The sequence below is a fragment of the Vibrio sp. 970 genome, assembly GCF_033339075.1.
Genome location: NZ_JAWOTW010000001.1, coordinates 575,316 through 595,770, shown reverse-complemented (window position 1 = coordinate 595,770; position 20,455 = coordinate 575,316). Strand labels below are relative to the sequence as shown.

At 46.4% G+C, this 20,455-nt stretch carries 3 protein-coding genes; 2 read left to right on the top strand and 1 reads right to left on the bottom strand.

Features of this window, described 5'->3' with window-relative positions:
* Positions 1-290: 290 nt before the first annotated feature.
* On the top strand, positions 291-521 hold the full coding sequence (locus tag R7Q11_RS02535; protein ID WP_005376575.1) for a hypothetical protein: 231 nt from the start codon (positions 291-293) through the stop codon (positions 519-521).
* Between the two features lie 80 nt (positions 522-601).
* On the top strand, positions 602-904 hold the full coding sequence (locus R7Q11_RS02530; RefSeq protein ID WP_062731017.1) for a hypothetical protein: 303 nt from the start codon (positions 602-604) through the stop codon (positions 902-904).
* Between the two features lie 184 nt (positions 905-1,088).
* Here R7Q11_RS02530 and R7Q11_RS02525 read toward each other — a convergent pair whose 3' ends face one another.
* Positions 1,089-19,709, bottom strand: a complete 18,621-nt coding sequence (locus R7Q11_RS02525) for a retention module-containing protein (protein ID WP_225466149.1) — start codon at positions 19,707-19,709, stop codon at positions 1,089-1,091.
* Positions 19,710-20,455: the final 746 nt, after the last annotated feature.

Genomic DNA, 20,455 nt, shown 5'->3' with positions numbered 1-20,455 from the left:
CAGTGAGTTTAAAAGCGAGGGAGTAATCGCGCTGAGTTCTTTTAGTTGTTGATTTCATAACACTCTCCAATTTTTTTGGGGGAAAGTGTCAACCTTATTTAGGACGGCACAACCATATGTAAGAGGGAAGCGCTATATCGCTTCCCTTTTTATTTTTACGTTTCCACCTACCCCAAAGTGGGTAATTATGTACCTTCTTAGGAAAAATCTGACGTATCACTTAACACACCTTGACAATATTCGGACAAAAAGCAATCGATCAAATTCTAATCTATTTTGGTTGAATAAATATGTTGTATCCAAAGGATGAAGAATTTCGGGCAACGACGGATAAACCGAATCACGACGAAGGTATTGAGATGAACGCACAACAATTTAATGAACTTAAACAAAAGCTCAGTGATTTAACGGCAAGTCAGTTAAAGTCATTACAAGGTGAGATCAGCGTGAAACTAAATAAAGCGCAAAAACCGGTTCTATCTGGTGAAGAAAGAGAAATGCTTGCCAAACTGTTTGCCTAATCAAGTCATTGATATAAAACACTTGAACGTTTTATAAACTCCACCTATGCTCTCACTATCATAATGTTGGGAGTAGTGATATGCCTGTATCGGGAATTCAATCTGGATACCACATCGTTCAGATGTCACAACAAATGGCCGAGAAAGCTGCACATGGCATTAGCAATAATGTAAGTAAGGTAAAAGAAGAGCTTTCTGATCACAACATCGATTTAGCTGCGGTTGCGGATGTCGCAATAACAGCCTCAACACCTAGCCTTCCCTCTCAAAAAGTTGAATTTCTCATCAACCTAGCTCAAGCCGCTGGTTATAACCGAGTTGGCGCGTCTGTCATAGAGAAAAACAATGAAATCATTGGCAGCTTGCTAGACATCCACGTTTAGGCGATTTAACGTCAAATTATCGCTATTTTAATTTCCAACTATCACTATAACGTTGTAACAAGATAACCCCTTTGCTTCGTTCTTGCTTTCTATTTCGATTCAAATATCTCCTGTTTAAAATCAAGCTTTCCCGAAAAAAATGGGCGGCTTATCAGAGCCGCCCATTCTTATGTTGTATACAGGTTTATCCGTTATCAATAACACCGTTGTTCAGCAATGACTCTACAATCTCGTTGGAGCTGAGACCGTTGAAGTCGATTGAAGTACCTAAGTTTTCCACGACAATAGTCTGTTGAACATTTGCATCCGTCGTAATGTTCAGAGAAACACTTTCCGTCGATGCATCGTAGTCTGCCGAAATGTGACCAAGCAGATCATCCATGTCGATCATTGAGTTATTGAGATCAGAGATAACTTCACGTAAATCGATACTGTCTTCGTTAACAGTGAAGTCAGTAATGGTATCCACTGCCCCTTCATCAACGGAATCTACCGTCCACTTGAAGATATCGCTGCCGTCTCCACCCGTTAAGATATCTGAGCCTAAGCCACCGATAAGCACGTCATCACCATCACCACCCAGAATAACGTCGTCACCGTCTCCACCAATCAAGTTGGTACCTGTGTCTCCGCCGACTAAATAGCTGTCGTCCACTGCGGTTGACTGGTCAATATCGTCGCTATCACTACTCACATCCAAACTAATTTGGACAGGTGAAGACTGCGCTTCATCGCCATTAGATTCCGTTGATATCGCCGTAAGCGAAATATCGTAAGAACCGACATCAATACCACTGTTAGTATCTGTTGCGACAATTTCTAGCGTATCAATTTCATCGCTTGGTACTGTCCAAGTGGTACCATCGAAGCTAATGCCTGATGGAGAAACGCCACTTGTTACCTCAGCACTAGCTGGTACGCCCGTTAGCTCCAAAGACAGCACCTCGTCAACATCAGTAAGCGCCGCCATGATTCCGACAATCGCTAAACCTTGACTGCTCGCGGTTTGGCTAGCCGCAATTTGACGAATGTAATTAAACTGAGGATTGATACTCAATGTAGGTGCATCAGCTACAGGTGTCACATTGATAGTGAAGTCTTGATTCGCCTCCAATGCGGTACCCGATGCATTTTCGAAGTACACGCCGTTGTCTTCGACTTTCACCGATAAAGTGATTGAAGCTGCGTTGACATCTCCTGCATCCACAAATACACCCTCAGAAGCGTCTGTTGCTCCAAGAACGGAGTTAATATTATCTGGTGTGCCCATTAGGGTTATTTCACCAGCCATCCCCGCCCCAACAGTCACACCACTACCTGCTGGCGGCTCGACACGAAGGTCGCCCTCGGTAACTGTAAGAGTCACGGTCATGCTTTCATTTGCTTGTGCGCCCGCAAAGTCGACGTCACTCACACTAATACCCGTTACTTTCTGGCCATCAGCTTCATTGATCGTATCCGTTACCGACGCTGCAGTGATTTCAGGTGCGTCATTGGTCGCTTCAACATTCAACACTGCTGTGCCCGCGATTGTAATTGGGTCTGGAGCGCCGTTAGTGGTTCCGTCATCTGTGATTTCATAAGTGAAATTAACGTCACCAAAGAAATCTGCTGCGGGTTCAAACGTCCACTCTGTCGCACTCACTTGAGTCAACGTGCCGGAAGTTGGGTCCACTAACGCAACATTATCGACGGTCAAGTTGTCTGACTCAGGATCACTTGCGTTGCTCAGCAACTCAGTAGCCGTAATAGTTACCGAACCACCATCTTCTTCCGTACTACTCAACGTTACCTCTGATGTTACCGGTGCATCGTTCACCTCAGTGACTTCGAAGGTCGCCGTTCCTGACACCGTTTGAGGATCAGAAACACCGTTCGTTGTACCGTTGTCGGTAATGTCGTAGGTCAGATCGACCTTGCCGTTGTAGCCAGGCGCAGGAGTAAATGACCATGTACCTGTTACGTTGTCGAAATCCAATGTGCCGCTGCTTGGGTCAACCAACTGGACATTACTCACCATCAAGGTGTCGTTTTCAATGTCAGAAGCATTCGCTAACAAATCAGCTTGGGTAATTTCAACCGCCGTACTGTCTTCTGCGATATCAGAAAGTACCACTTCAGACGTCGTTGGAGCATCATTGACTTCCGTTACGTTGAACGATGCGCTGCCGTTAACCGATTTAGGATCGGATGCACCACTTGTCGTGCCATCATCTGTAATGGTGTACGTGATTTCAACTGGACCGTTGTAATCTGGTGCTGGGGTAAATTCCCACTCTCCCGTACCACTGTTGAAAGTAATGCTACCCGAATTCGGATCCGTTAACTGAACATTGCTGACCGTGAGGTTATCGTTCTCTACGTCTGTCGCATTCGCAATAAGATCCGCTTCAGAGATGGAGAACACACCACTATCTTCTTCAATATCCGGTAGCGTCACTGGCGTAGTTTCTGGGGTATCATTCACCGCTGTCACTTCAATATTGAAGCTGCTGCTGTTGGTATTTAGGGTGTCATCTACCCCACCAATTACGATACCTTCATTACCTTGGTCATCGACTGTCACGTCCACCTGAACGTCACCAAAGAAGTTCAGGTCTGGATTAAACTCAATCAGACCGTCTGCAATGGCATTGTTTAGATCGGCCACTGTACCTTTCAGTTCAACGGAGTCCGTACCATCACCGCTCACGGTTAGGTTGTAAGTAGCGATGAGCGTTGGATTAAGCTCCAAGATACCGCTGTCGACGTTCACATTGAGTACATATTCAGCATTCGGATCATCGAGTACGGCATCAATATCGGTAATGCTGAAACCATCAAGCAGCATTGGCGTATCTTCTGGTGTTTCCACATCCACGGTATTGACGAACTCTGGACGATCGTTCACTGCTTCAACATCAACAGTGACATCAAACTCCTCTGCGGAGCCCAAGCTTTGACTGCCATCGAGCCCAGTATCAACGGCTTGCACTTTGAAATGCAGCGAACCATCCCATGAGTTATCGTTGCGATCCCCAGAATTAAACACCACTTGATCCAAGTCTTGAGCATTGATTTCTAAGACAAAAATGCCGCCGCCTTGGTCAGTAAACACTGTCCCATCAGGTAATGAAACACTCGCCCCATCAGGGACATTGGAGACCTCAACTCTCAGCGTCTCTGGATCATTTTCCTGGTAGTTTGCACCATCTCCGATGGACTCTTTGTTATCAACCACTAACGCATTTACATTAATAACAATGTCTTCGCCCTCATTACCTGCAGCCGAAGTGTCGGGGTTCACATCAACATCATCACCAATAGGATTGACAATAAGCGTAAAGTTGTTGTTTCGTTCCGTTGGAACTTGTAGCAACTCCTCTTGAATGAAGACCGTAATACCTATCTCAGCCTCGCCACTAAAGTGTTTTGGCGGTTTAATTTGGATGTCACTCAGGTCAATGGACGTCTGAGTGAGATCTTTTAGTTGAATACTCCATTCGCCCCCACCGTTGTTCTTAACAACATAATCAGAGGAATTGGATTTAACGATAAAGTCATCAGGAAGCCCCGTTAACTTGAGTGAAACGAAACTCTCAGAACCGTCATTATCGTTCAGGCTGATCGAAACACCAGAGCCCGATTGATTCAGCGAAATTAAAGTATCTTCGTCACCAATCACCGTGATTGGCTGCGTCGGATCGGCACCTGTAATGGTAATGTCATCAACGACTGGCGTAACTTCAAATGTGACATCGTCAGTGAAGGTTCTCACATCTATATTATCGCCAGAGTTATTCAAGATAGACTGATCAAACACAGCTTCATCTGTAATTTCTCCCTCGATATTAATCTTGACGGTATTTTGGCCACCACCTACGGGGTAATTTTCTTTTGGCTTAAACAGAACATTGTCAAGCGCACCAGCTAAAATCTCAGCTTCATTAAACTCAATACTGGTTCCTAAGCTGTTACCATTGGCATCAACAAACTCACCTAATGTTGTGTCATCAAGCTCTAACTTGATGTTCGTTAGTGTTTCTCGACCACCTTGAGTGTTGTTAAATTGATCGGCAAAATCAACACTCAAGTTAAGTTGGATTAAGCCATCTTCGTAACCAACACCATCCGCCGTGGGAACGTCGTTATTTAGATCAGTTACAGGTTGTTTGTTTGCATCCAAGCCGAAAGTACCAACGATATCTACTTTTACATTCGGTGTGACATCGCTATCCAACGGCTGATCCCCGGCTGAACTCGGAACGTCTGCAACCGGTAAAACCTGAACTGGAAACTGGACATTATTTTCTTTTTCATCACCGGACTCAGTGTCTTTAGTGACAAACCGAATTGGTAATTCGAAATCACCTGCGTAATCTTCTGCCAAGTGCATCGTCAAGCCATCAAGGCCAGTAATATTTCCACTCGCATCGATATGGGCTTGGAACACGTATTTACCATTGACAAAATCAACATCCGTCCCCGTGATCACCAAATCAGGAGGAATGCCAGGAGCTGAAGGATCGACGATAATAGTTAAGACATCTTCCACACCATCTGCATTAATCGCATCGACTTTCGACGTCAACTGAGCACCAAGGTTAATAGAATTGTCTTCCAACGCTTGAATTTGGACATCATCAGCCACCTGAATCTCTGCCGCTACACTCATTTTCGGTGTGAGGACGGTTGGAAACTCTAGTGTCACATCCGTTTGACGCACGACCGTCGCATCTTTTTCGTTGCCCAAATCTTCGCCCAAATCATTCACTTCTGCGTAAATGGTTAAGCCAATTTGAGAGAGACCACCGTTATCGCCATCGTCACTGTCATCGTTTGGTGTTAAATCAAGTCCAGACGGCGCTTTAATTGAGAAGTTGTCTTCATTAGTTACTGTCCAACGACCTCCACCTTCATTTAGTGCACCGACGATAACCAATTGGTTGAGGATCTCAGGGTCCACATTGTGAAATTGAACAACAAGTTGAGTCACCACTTCATCTGAAGACGCATCAAACTCTTGATATTTAATGATATGAGCACCAGATTCGCCCCCCATAGAAGTGTTGATCGTAAAGTCAATGTTACCTTGATCGTCTGACTTCACGATATCGGTAGCACCACCACCACTTTCAGTGACAAGCAGACGGGTTTGGTCGTCTATTGCCCCCGTCTTATCCTCTGGCTCAACGATTGGATTAACTTGGACATTCACCGTACCATTGATGGTTTTCTCAGCGATACCTTCACCGGGATTCGAAGCGTCAACATATTCATGGTCAATCTCTTTCACAGTGACGGTCGTGGTCAAGTCAAAGTCAGTACTTGAATCCTGCTCCAACTGGACTTGAACATAGCCACTTTGAGAGATTTTAGCGGAAAAATCTTGCTCTGATTCACCGGCTTGCGGTGAAAGCGTTAGTGTTCCAGAAACAAGCGCTTGTGCCACACCATCTACATAGACCGTGCTGCCTGGAGGAAATCCAGAGATGGTTACATCACTAAAGAATTCATCGGTATCAGGGCTTTGTACGAGCGTCGGTTTCCAATCGATGTCAAAGCGCGTATCTTCATCTCCCTCCGATCGAACAACGTAGTTATCTTGAGCATCAATAACGGGTTCGACCTTGATCCTTACCTCTCTTTCAATCACACGACTATGACCATCATTCTCGGTAACAATGATCGTCCCTGTAATCGCAATGTTTTCAGTTGAAGAGGCTTCCGGAATAATTTGAATACCGGAATTAAAATTCAGCCCAGTGATGTTTGCTTCGTAAATCGGTTGACCGTTACCATCATAGCCAACAAAAGTGAGGTCAACGCTTGAACCGTCTGAATCTACGACACGAACACCATCGGGGATGTTGGACAGGATAACAGTAATGGCTTCTGAATCATCCTGTGGTCTATCGGCAACTTCACCAGATACAACCGAGAAGTTGAGGTTTACAACACCATTCTCTTCAATAGTCGTCTCTATTCCGGCCACATCTCCGTCTACGAATCGGTTCCAAACGTTCCCCGCGTCAATTAATACCGTGTCTGGTATGTCAGCAACACCTTTTACACCAACGATGACGGTCTTACTGCCCAGTGACAACACATCTTCTGTCGTACCGGTAGACAATGATGCTGTGTCTTTCACAATGCCTTCGACATTGAAAGTAAAGTCATCATTGCTGTGCAACGGAGGAAGAACTTCGACGTTCGCTAATTCAGACTCTGGCACTTCGTAATAAAGTACATTGCCGCCTGAATCGGTCACTTCTACTATCTGACTTGGGTTTGCTGAGTCCAGCCACACCAAAGTAACCCCATCAATTGAGAAGTTAGAAATGCGCACAAATAACGCTTCAGAACCATCTAAGTCCGCTGATGGTTTCATGGTGATCACTTCACTTAATTGGAGTGGGTCGTGATCAGTGACAGGGTCTACCGTATTTTGAGTTCGAGCATTATCCTCAAACACATTAATTCGGTTTACAGTAAAACTACCTTTATCCGCAACTGGGTTTACATCAATAATGATGGTTTCGGTTTCTGAGCGAGCGGTATCTTTCCCAAGCAGTGGATTGTTGTTTTCCGTCGTAATAGCGGTGACATCAATTCTGATTTCGCCCGAGAAGTTATCTATCGGATCAACTTGAACTTCATCAATTCGGCTTGCATCCACCAGATAAACACCACCGGATTTTGGTATCGCACTACCATCTGAATAGACTAACTCTGCGTTACCTTCTCCTTGTGTAAAGACAAGCTCGTACACAATGCCTTCAGGGTTACTAGTGTCTTGGGTTTCAGCCGTGATGTTAAGTGCGACATTGTTTCCATCTTCGTCAACCGAGTAGTTAAATTCGCTGCTTGCCGTCCACGTTGCAATATCTGCGACGGCAGCAACTTCAATGTCTAAACGACCATTAATCGTATGATCTGGCGTACCATTGTTAAGAATTTCCACGCGGATACGAGGATCGATACCAGAAGCATCGGTTGATGTATGACGATCTGGTACGAAGTACAAGTTATCTAGCGAGACAAGCTCACCATTGAATGACTGCTCCACATTTGATGCGTCGAGAACAACCGTATTGCCCACAGATGTTAATTCAATGTAGTTGCCACTGCCGTCTCTGTAGTAGAACGTACCGTTGTGAGTATCAGCATCTCGAATAGTGATGTCACCTAAGCTCTCGTTACGGTCGATATCGTGTAAATTGATAACCAAGTCGACTTTCGCAGGGCTAACATCCAGCGTCGACAAGTTGTCCTGAGTATTTGCAGAGTCAACGCCCACAACGACACCATCACGCCCTTGGTCTTCGAACGCAGTAACGGTAGACGTGTCAATTTGCGCATTGCGGTCTCTTATCGAGATATCCACATCGGCATCTGCGATATCGCCATCACCATCGGTTGCAACAACGTTGATGGTGAAATCAATCGAGTCGGTTTCGGTATGGTCAAGGTCGTCATTCGGACGGAATGACACACTGCCATCGGTTCGAACAACCAAACGACCGATTTCAGTATCCACTCCGTCAAGAACCTTGTGAACAAATACGACTTGGTCGCTGCCGTTCAAATCGACAGAATCAGAATCAACACCATTTTGCTTAAAGTAAATGCCTGAATCATCAGCCGAGAATGAAGTCACTTGTGCGCCGTCAGCACCAAGGTCATCATCCCCCTCTACAGGGTCTCGGAATAAACGAACCGTGCGGCTGCCTTGCCCCTCAACACGCGAAATAGATGCATCGTGCAAGGTTGGAACATCATCGGTAATCGTCACTGGTAAGTTAATACCTGCCGTATCACCATCGACATCGGTCGCAAAGACTGGGAGATCAAGTATGAGTGTATCTTCGCCTTGAGTTGAGTGATCTAGCGCACCCTCAAGCGTAAACTTGTAAGAGCCGTCAGCGTTCAAAACTAGTGTGAACACTGAGTTACCATCAGGTGTTTGACCTTGATAAGTAAAGTTGTTGTTGCTTACCGCGGTTTGAACTAACGTCACCGCAAAACCACCTGAAGTTACTCCTGGTATCGGGTTAGAAGTAAGATCCAGCTGATAAGAGACAACGGTATCTGCCCCTTCCACCGTATCGAAATTGCCCGTTGCTTCTAGGCTGTCTTTGTTGGTTGCCTGAGAGCCGTTGGCAAGGTCATCCTCATCAACAGCCAAAGCATCTGCTGATTTAATTTCGGGAATGTCATCAACTACGGTAATTGGAAGATTCAGTGATGATGACGTGTCACCATCAAAGTCTGTTACTGTAATTGGAATATCAATGACAAGGTTGTTTTCACCTTGAACAGCGTCATGGTCGATTGGTCCCAACAGCTCAAATTGGTAGCTGTCATTATTCGCATCAAGAGACAGCGTGAAGATCTTAGTTGATGTGCCAGTAATAACCGCTTCGTAACTGGTTACTCCACCATTCGTGCTTACTAGATTCAACTCGATGCTGCTGCCGTTCGACGTTAAACCAGACACGACTGCATCGAGGTCTGAAACTTGGTAGCTGACAATCTTGTCTGCACCAGCAACGACCTCAAATCCGCCGTTCAATACCGTTGAATCACTACTTGTCGTGTCAGAGCCACCGGAAAGATCATCTTCATCAACGGTTTGTTGGCTAGAGTCTGTCACTTTCACAATAGCTGGGACATCGTCCACCACGGTGATCGGCAAGGTGATGTTATTGGACACATCGCCATCAAAATCAGTCGCGTTGACTGGGAAGTTAATGACCAACGAGTTTTCATCGTTACCCGCAGGATGATCAAGTGCACCCAACAGTTCAAATTCATAACTGTCTGCTGAACCATTTAGCGTCAGTTTAAAGACGGTGTCCGTCGTACCTTGTACATAAGCTCGGTACTCAATCACACCGTTTGAATTTGAAAACTCAACCAACTCAAGCGGTTGACCACCTGAGGTAAGGCCAGAAACAGGCGATGTTAAACTATCCAACTGGAAGCTAACGATAGAGTCGGCACCATCAGTAACGTCAAAGTTGCCACCAATGATATTGGATTCTGGCGTGTCGTCCGAACCTTGGCTTGGAATATCATCCTCATCCACAGACAAGGTACTACCAGAGCTAATAGCATCAATGGTTGGTTTGTCATCTACGATCGTAACTGGCAAGGTCGCAGTGATGGTATCGTTGTCGCCATCCGTGATCTTCACAGGTAGATTCAACAAAATCTCATCAGAGTTAACCGCGTGATCTAACTGACCAGATAACTCAAAGTCGTATTTACCATCTTGATGAAGTGTCAACGTGAAGACCGTCACTCCACCCGGTGTTTGTCCCACGTAAACAAGCGCGTCAGCAGTTGAAGCGCCAACGTCTTGAGAAAGTGTTACCTCTTCTCCACCCGATTTCAGATTCGGGATAGGATTTGAGCTTAGATCCAATTCGAAAGCATCAATACCATCTGCGCTAGTGACTTCGAACTCACCTGATACCGTTAATGGCTCTTTCGTTCCATCGGAACCAAGAGGTAAGTCATCTTCTTCGACACGCAGACTTTCAATATTGGTAACCACTGGAACATCGTCCACTACGGTAATTGGCAATGTGAAGGCTGGTGAAGTATCACCATCATTATCTGTCGCCGTCACAGGGAGGTTAATAACAATCTCGTTTTGCTGATTACCATCTGGATGATCAAGCGGCTTCTGTAAATCGAACTCGTAGGTGTTGTTCGTCGCATCCAAAGTCAGTTCGAACACCACTTCAGCAGGATTGCCAGCGACACCTTGGTATACGTTCACGCCGTTTGCGCTAGAAGACAGAACTAAGGTGATAGTTTCACCATCTGAAGTCAGTGACGCAACAGGCGTGGTCAGGTCACTCAGCTGAATAGAAGCAACTTGGTCAGCACCTTCGGTGATATCAAAAGTACCTGAAATAACAGTATCTTCTGCACTTGCAGCATCCGTGCCTGCTGGTAGGTCATCTTCATCAACGGTTTGTTCGCTGCCTGCTAGTAAACCATCAATGGTCGGAACATCATCCACAACCGTAATTGGTAAGGTGATGTTGTTCGACACGTCTCCATCAAAGTCAGTCGCGTTTATCGGTAAATTGATGACCAGTTCATTTTGGCCATCAGCATTTGGATGATCGAGAGGAGCAAGCAAATCGAACGTGTAGCTATCATCAGAAGCATCGAGAGTCACACGGAATACTGGTGTCGTCGTGCCATCAATACGAGCTTCGTAAACTGAAACGCCACCTGCGTTTGATACTTCAACCATAACCAGAGATTGACCACCAGAGGTCAGGCCTTGTACTGGCGTCGTCAGGTCAGAAACGCTGTACTCCACAATGCCATCAGAGCCATCAGTCGCGATGAAGTTACCTGCAATGCTGTTCGACTGCGTACCATCAGATCCGACTGTTGGGATATCGTCCTCGTCAACCGTTTGCACACTTGTTGCTTCGATGCCACCAAGTGTCGGTTTGTCATCAACGATCTTGACAGGAATTGTCTCAGCAGACGTGTCGCCATCAAAGTCGGTTGCGATGATTGGGAAGTTCAGTGTCAGCTCGTCACTATCTACCGCGTGGTCGATTGGACCTTCTAGCGTGAAGTTATAAGAGCCATCAGTGTTCACTGTCAGCGTAAAGACCGCTTCAGTCCCCGCTGCCGCTTCGTAAGTAAAGCTACCATCGCCGTTTGCGGTTTCCGTCAGTGTGACTGCCACGCCTTGTGATGTGAGTCCAGCTACTGGTGTTGCAGAAGTATCGAGCTGATAGCTCACCACTCGGTCCGAGCCTTGTGTGGTGGTGAAGTTGCCATCGATTGAAATCGGGTCAGTTTGGTCTGAGCCAATCGTACCTAAATCATCCTCATCAACGGTAATCGCATCAACATCGGTAATAGTTGGCTTATCGTCCACGATGGTGACTGGGATCGTTTCTGTGGTGGTATCACCATCAAAATCCGTTGCGATGACTGGGAAGTTCAGTGTTAACTCATCACTATCTGTCGCATGGTCGATTGGACCTTGCAGCGTGAAGTTGTATGAACCATCCGTATTAACGGTCAGCGTAAATACTGCTTCAGTTCCTGCTGTCGCTTCATAAGTGTAGCTACCGTCGCCGTTTGCGGTTTCAGTCAGCGTGACGGCCACACCTTGTGATGTTAGACCGTCAACAGGCGTTGCAGCAGCATCCAATTGGTAGCTTACTACCCCATCAGAGCCTTGCGTTGTAGTGAAGTTGCCATCGATTGAAATTGGATCTGAGCCGTCGGAGCCAATCGTCGCTAAGTCATCTTCATCCACGCGGATTGCGTCTACGTCAGTGATGGTTGGTTTATCATCAACGATGGTGACAGGTAACGTCTTCGATGAGGTGTCGCCATCAAAGTCTGTTGCGATAATCGGGAAGTCGATTTGCAGACTGTCGCTATTCACCGCATGGTCTAGTGGGCCCTGCAGAGTAAAGGTGTAGCTGCCATCTGGCTTCACCACCAATTCAAATACGGCATTGCCATCTGCTGTGGCAGTGTAAGTAAAGCTACCATCACCATTTGCCGTCTCAGCAAGCACGACAGGATCACCATGAGAGGTTAACCCTGATACTGGATCTGCTGTTGCATCAAGCTGGTATTTAACAACGCTGTCTGAGCCTTCCGTTGTGGTGAAAGAGCCCGACATAAACGCATCATCGTTTTGGTCTGAGCCAATTGTAGCGAGATCATCTTCGTCTACTGTCAGTGGAACAACGTTATTAATGGTTGGAACGTCATCAGTAATCGTGACTGGAATGGTCGCGGTCGTCGTATCGCCATCAAAGTCTGTTGCAATGATTGGGAAGTTCAGTACTAGCTCATCGCTGTTTAACGCGTGATCGATTGGCCCTTCCAGACGGAAGTTGTATGTGCCGTCTGCATTCACGTTCATGGTGAAGACAGGATTGCCATCCGCGGTAGCCACGTAAGTAAAGCTGCCATCGGCATTCGCAGTCTCCACCAAAGTAACAGGCTCACCTTGGGAGGTTAATCCCGAAACAGGATTCGAAGTTGAATCAAGCTGGTAGCTCACCACTCGGTCTGAACCTTGAGTAGTCGTGAACGAGCCTTCAACAAACACAGCGTCAGTTTGGTCTGAGCCGATAGATGCGAGGTCGTCTTCATCCACAGCCAGAGGCACAACATTATCGATGATTGGTGCATCATCCGTGATCGTGACTGGAATGGTCGCCGAAGTCGTATCACCATCAAAATCGGTGGCAATAATTGGGAAATCAATCGTCAGGCTGTCGCTGTTTGCTGCATGGTCAATCGGGCCTTGCAGCGTAAAGTCGTACGTACCATCTGTTGCTACGTTTAACGTGAAAACAGGATTGCCATCTGCGGTCGCCACATAGGTAAAGCTGCCATCACCGTTGGCGGTTTCCACCAAGGTAATCGCCTCACCTTGAGACGTTAGCCCCGCAACAGGATCAGCGGTTGAATCCAGTTGATAGCTCACCACTCGGTCAGAGCCTTGAGTGGTGGTAAACGCACCTTCAACGAACAGATCGCCGCCTGGATCTGAGCCCACACCGCTAAGGTCGTCTTCATCGACACTCAACGCATCCACCGCTGTGATGGTCGGTACATCATCAACAATCGTGACTGGAATGGTTTCAGTGACAGTGTCGCCATCAAAGTCGGTTGCAATAATTGGGAAGTTCAGTGTCAGCTCATCGCTATCCACCGCGTGATCAATCGGCCCTTCTAGCGTGAAGTTGTAAGATCCATCAGTATTCACTGTCAGCGTAAAGACCGCTTCAGGGCCCGCGGTTGCTTCGTAGGTAAAGCTGCCATCACCGTTTGCAGTTTCAGTTAATGTGACCGCCACACCTTGCGAGGTTAAACCGTCAACCGGTGTTGAAGAAGCATCTAACTGGTAGCTCACCACTCGGTCTGAACCTTGTGTGGTGGTGAAGTTACCATCAATAGAAACCGGATTGCTTTGGTCTGAACCGATTGACGCTAGGTCATCTTCATCAACGGTAATGGCGTCGACGTCAGTAATCACTGGCTTATCGTCCACGATCGTCACAGGGATCGTGGCGTTTGTGGTATCACCATCAAAGTCGGTCGCGATGATTGGGAAGTTGAGCGTTAACTCATCACTATCAACAGCATGATCGATTGGGCCTTCAAGCGTGAAGTTATAAGAGCCATCAGTGTTCACTGTCAGTGTAAAGACCGACTCAGTGCCTGCTGTTGCTTGGTAGGTAAAACTGCCATCAGCGTTTGCGGTTTCAGTTAGCGTGACTGCCACGCCTTGTGATGTAAGGCCATCAACTGGTGTTGCAGAAGTATCGAGCTGATAACTCACTACTCGGTCAGAGCCTTGTGTGGTAGTGAAGTTGCCATCGATTGAAATCGGGCCAGTCTGATCTGAACCAATCGTGCCTAGGTCATCTTCATCAACGGTAATCGCATCGACATCAGTAATGGTCGGTTTATCATCTACGATGGTGACTGGGATCGTTTCTGTGGTGGTATCACCATCAAAATCCGTTGCGATGATTGGGAAGTTCAGTGTCAGCTCATCACTGTCTGTCGCATGGTCGATTGGACCTTGCAGCGTGAAGTTGTATGAACCATCCGTATTAACGGTCAGCGTAAATACTGCTTCAGTTCCTGCTGTCGCTTCATAAGTGTAGCTACCGTCGCCGTTTGCGGTTTCAGCCAGCGTGACGGCCACACCTTGTGATGTTAGACCATCAACTGGCGTTGCAGCAGTATCTAATTGGTAGCTTACTACCCCATCAGAACCTTGCGTTGTAGTGAAGTTGCCATCGATTGAAATTGGATCTGAGCCGTCAGAGCCAATCGTCGCTAAGTCATCTTCATCCACGCGGATCGCGTCTACGTCAGTGATGGTTGGTTTATCGTCAACGATGGTGACAGGTAGTGTTTCTGTCGACGTATCGCCATCAAAGTCTGTTGCGATAATCGGGAAGTCGATTTGCAGACTGTCGCTATTCACCGCATGGTCTAGTGGGCCCTGCAGAGTAAAGGTGTAGCTGCCATCTGGCTTCACCACCAATTCAAATACGGCATTGCCATCTGCTGTGGCAGTGTAAGTAAAGCTGCCATCACCATTTGTTGTCTCAGCAAGTACGACAGGCTCACCATGAGAGGTTAACCCTGCTACTGGATCTGCTGTTGCATCAAGCTGGTATTTAACAACGCTGTCCGAGCCTTCAGTTGTGCTGAAAGAACCCGACATGAACACATCATCGTTTTGGTCTGAGCCAATTGAAGCGAGATCATCTTCGTCCACCGTGAGTGGAACAACGTTGTCAATGGTTGGAACGTCATCAGTAATCGTGACTGGAATGGTCGCGGTCGTCGTATCGCCATCAAAGTCTGTTGCAATGATTGGGAAGTTCAGTACTAGCTCATCGCTGTTTAACGCGTGATCGATTGGCCCTTCCAGACGGAAGTCATATGTACCGTCAGCATTCACATTCATGGTGAAGACAGGATTGCCATCCGCGGTAGCCACGTAAGTAAAGCTGCCATCGGCATTCGCAGTCTCTACCAAAGTAACAGGCTCACCTTGAGAAGTTAAACCTGAAACAGGATCAGCCGTTGAATCAAGTTGGTAGCTCACCACACGGTCTGAACCTTGAGTGGTCGTAAACGCGCCTTCCACAAACACAGCGTCAGTTTGGTCTGAGCCAATGCCTGATAAATCATCTTCGTCTACAGCCAGAGGCACGACATTATCAATGATTGGTGCATCATCCGTAATCGTGACTGGAATGGTTGCCGAAGTCGTATCACCATCAAAATCGGTGGCAATAATTGGGAAATCAATCGTCAGGCTGTCGCTGTTTGCTGCATGGTCAATCGGGCCTTGCAGCGTAAAGTCGTACGTACCATCTGTTGCTACGTTTAACGTGAAAACAGGATTGCCATCTGCGGTCGCCACATAGGTAAAGCTGCCATCACCGTTGGCGGTTTCCACCAAGGTAATCGCCTCACCTTGAGACGTTAGCCCCGCAACAGGATCAGCGGTTGAATCCAGTTGATAGCTCACCACTCGGTCAGAGCCTTGTGTGGTAGTAAACGCGCCTTCAACGAACAGATCGCCGCCAGGGTCCGAACCCACACCGGTAAGGTCATCTTCATCGACACTTAACGCATCCACCGCTGTGATGGTCGGTACATCATCAACAATCGTGACTGGAATGGTTTCAGTAACGGTGTCGCCATCAAAGTCGGTTGCGATAATTGGGAAGTTGAGTGTCAGTTCGTCACTATCAACCGCGTGATCAATTGGCCCTTCTAGCGTGAAGTTGTAAGAGCCATCAGTATCTACTGTCAGAGTAAATACTGGGTTGCCACCCGCAATCGCTTCATAAGTGAAACTACCATCACCATTTGCGGTTTCTATCAGTGTGACAGCCACGCCTTGCGAGGTTAAACCGTCCACTGGTGTTGCTGAAGCATCGAGTTGGTAGCTCACCACTCGGTCTGAACCTTGCGTGGTGGTGAAGTTACCATCAATAGAAATTGGATTACTTTGGTCTGAACCGATTGACGCTAGATCATCTTCATCAACCGTGATGGCATCCACGTCCGTAATAACTGGCTTATCGTCCACAATTGTCACTGGGATAGTGGCATTTGTGGTATCGCCATCAAAGTCGGTCGCGATGATTGGGAAGTTGAGCGTTAACTCATCACTATCAACAGCATGATCAATTGGCCCTTCTAGCGTGAAGTTATAGCTACCATCAGTATTCACCGTCAGCGTAAAGACCGCTTCACTACCCGCTGTCGCCTCGTAAGTAAAGCTGCCATCAGCGTTTGCGGTTTCAGTCAGCGTAACTGCCACGCCTTGTGATGTAAGGCCAGCTACTGGTGTTGCAGACGCGTCAAGCTGATAGCTCACCACTCGGTCAGAGCCTTGTGTGGTGGTGAAGTTACCATCAATAGAAATCGGGTCAGTCTGGTCCGAACCAATCGTGCCTAAATCATCTTCATCAACAGTAATCGCATCAACATCGGTAATAGTTGGCTTATCATCCACGATGGTAACAGGCAATACGATTTGGCTTGTGTCACCATCGAAGTCTGTAGCAATAACGCTAAAATCAAGGGTTAAGCTGTCGCTATTTGCCGCATGGTCAATTGGACCTTGCAGCTCAAAACTGTACGAGCCGTCGGTATTCAAAATTAATGTGAAAACTGCACTGCCATTTGCCGTTGCGCTGTAGGTGTAACTGCCATCTGCATTTTGCGTTTCGGCAATGGAAACGGTTTGACCTTGAGATTGCAGGCCATTTAAAGAATCAGCGTTTACATCCAACTGATACTGTACGACGCCATCAGAACCTTGAGTTGTCGTAAACTGACCTTCGACCAGCGTTGACTGTGATTGGTCAGAGCCTACCAAACTTAAGTCATCTTCATCGACGGTAAGAGCGACAACGTCATTAATGGTTGGCACATCATCGGCAATGGTTACCGGTAGAACAAGTGAACTGGTGTCACCGTCAAAGTCCGTTGCGACAATAGTGAAGTCTAGAGTTAAGCTATCGCTACCCACAGCATGATCGATTGGACCTTCAAGGGTAAATGAATAAGAACCGTCAGGGTTCACTTGTAAGGTGAAGATAGCGTCCCCTTCTGCCGTTGCAGAATAGGTAAAGCTGCCATCTGAATTGGTTGTTTCCGTCAGAGAGATAGATCGCCCCTGCGATTCCAACCCATTGAGTGGATCAGTGCCGCTCTCTAATTGATAACTTACAACACGGTCTGAGCCCTGAGTCGTTGTGAAGCTACCTTGCGCGAACACAGAGTCGCTTTGATCGGAGCCAATGCTTGATAAATCGTCTTCATCGACGGCTAGCGCATCAACGCCATCAATCGAAGGAACGTCATCTTGAACTTGAATGACAATTTGCGCAGCTTCTGGTGTGTTCGAACCTTCGGTAATAGAGGAGCGGTCACCATCCGCATCTACCGCGTAAACTGGCAGTGAGAAAGTGAGCGAGTCATCGTTAGCACCCGTATGGTCAAGTTGTTCATACAAGTTGAATTGGTATTCGCCCAATGCAGGTGCATCAATCGCCACATCAAATACGGTAATACGCACACCATCCAGCTCGATGAAGCCTTCGTAAGTACGTACGCCGTTACTCTCGGACGCTAGTTCTAGTTGAACAACCTGCCCTTGAGATTGGAGTTCTCCACCAACATTGAACTCTGTAGGTTCCAACTCATAGTGATCAATGATGTCACTTCCGACCGCTGTCGTGATCGACCCAGTACCACTTGTTACTGCCGCGCCTTCCTGTGAACCTTGGTCAACCCCCGCCTCGTCTAAAGACAAGCCCGTCACGTTCTCAATCACTGGATTATCGCCATCGAGGATGGTCATCGTAAAGGTGTTGCTTGCCGTATCTTGGTCGAAATCGACGATTGTGGTTGGCAAAGAGAGCTCAATCGTATCTTCACCGTTTGTTTGTTCTAACGGCTTAAATTGCTCAAATTGGTAGGTACCATCGGTGTTCAGACTGATGGTTAAGACGGTTTCATTCGAGCCAGCAATGGACAAGGTGATAGTACTGCCGTCTTCAGAGAGTACCGCTTCTGTCGCCTGATTATCACTCAATAGGCCATCGAATTGACTAAGTCCTTCTTGGTTAAACGTGACTGTTGCCAATTGATCACTACCAATATCAACAAAGGTGCCAGTGATTGGTGTAGAAGAAGATTCAACGTTTTCAAATGTAACGTTTTGCGGCGCAGGATCATCGCCATCAATAACGGTTGTCGTAAAATCGATAGGCGCTTGAATGCTATTACCACCAATATCTGCGCCTGTAATGTCAAAAGCGATATTGATTTGATCACCGACGATAGATACTTGGCCATCAGCGATGGACGCCACATGGTCAATACCCTGGCTAATCGTGGTAACGACCTCTAACTCTAAATCACGGCCTAAAGATGTCGCTTCGATCTCGATACGAAGCACTTCGTTACCACCTTGAGTGCCGATAATGGCATTTTGCGCTTCGTCGTAAACGAACGCCACTGGCTGACCACCAGAGGTAATGTCACTATTTAACTCGGTTAACAAAGACTCTAATGAGGACGTTTCAGGTACAAATGAAGCAGTATCAAGTGCGAGATCCCCTGCTTCAACCAGCACACTAGAAGAAATGGTTTGCGGGTAGCTAGATAGAGAAATTGAGCCTTCTGTTACGTTAGATTGCAGTGACTGCCCACCATCAGCAAAGATCGTGACATTCAAACCGTCATCTTCGTCGCGATCATCTTCTCCGCTGCGAGTCGCAGACGTTTCAAAAAAAGTAGACGCGAGTACTTCCGGGTTATTATATTCAACCGTCACGTAGCCAGCATTAGCCGAGCCTTCAGCACCTGCGCCAGCAGCTGTTGCTTCTAAGATAGCGGTAGGGTCAGCTCCGTCTAAAATAGCTTGCTGGATAGCGGCAATATCGTTGGCGTCGAAGTCAGCACTTCCAATAGCCGTTGGGTCAAAAGTCACTAAGCCATTAACTGGAGATTGTACCAATACTGGTTCTAACGGTTCAGAAGAAGGCACAGGAAGACAAGCAACACAATTTGCGTCGACCAGATAAAGCTCATTATTTATCTGTACGTCGAGAGAAGCATTATTTTCTGTGATAATAATCTCGCCAGGTCTTAACTCATCCCCCGCTTTTATGACCTTAACGTTTCCATCCAGGCCCAAAACCAAAACTTCACCTTTGACAGCATTTACAATCGCGCTCTGCGGTACCGTGTGCGTACTCATCTGACCTCCGCTAATGGCTTACGTTTCCCATTAACCTTTTTAGATAATTTCTTATTAATTTAGTGCGGCATACTGCACACCTTTATACGATTAAACTAAGTATTGAATCATTAAACAATCGATAAATACCCTACTACCAAGCAACATAAGTAAAACTTACTCGTAGTCACAGAAATGTGACACATGTGCTGACGCGTAGATATCGAATAATTATATGAAATTGATACCTTATTCTGATTAAGTGTAGTTGTTTTAAGAAAAGAAGAGAGATGAAATCATTCAGCTAAACGCCAGACTGCCGGTTGCGATCAATAATGGAAGAAAAGCAATGAGAATGTTGTATACACCGGAGCGTGATGACATCTTAATCAATATCGGTGACGAAAAAAACGTAACGATTAAATATTGAACAACATAAATTGCAGGACAAAATGCAACGATAAAAAAGTGGCTTACGATATGAATCCCCGCACACCACGAGTTCGGTTTTGTTCTGATATACAGCAAAAAAAACACGAGCAAGCTAATAATAAAATACATAAACACAGCACTTGAAAATAATTATCATTTTCAATCATATGTAAATATTCCCTTACTTTCAATGGTGTTTGAGCTATTAATGTCATCGTTATTATCAATCAACACAATAAGTAAAATTATCAGTAATTCCAGTCCTAAACGTTTGCGTAATCGCTAACCTTCTCTTAACCTTGATTTGAGGCTTTTATCACGGTTTTTCCATTGAT

What these genes read in the sequence shown, in the direction of transcription:
- R7Q11_RS02525 (WP_225466149.1), bottom strand. Translation starts at nt 19,709, where the DNA reads ATGAGTACGCACACGGTACCGCAGAGCGCGATTGTAAATGCTGTCAAA.
- R7Q11_RS02530 (WP_062731017.1), top strand. Translation starts at nt 602, where the DNA reads ATGCCTGTATCGGGAATTCAATCTGGATACCACATCGTTCAGATGTCA.
- R7Q11_RS02535 (WP_005376575.1), top strand. Translation starts at nt 291, where the DNA reads ATGTTGTATCCAAAGGATGAAGAATTTCGGGCAACGACGGATAAACCG.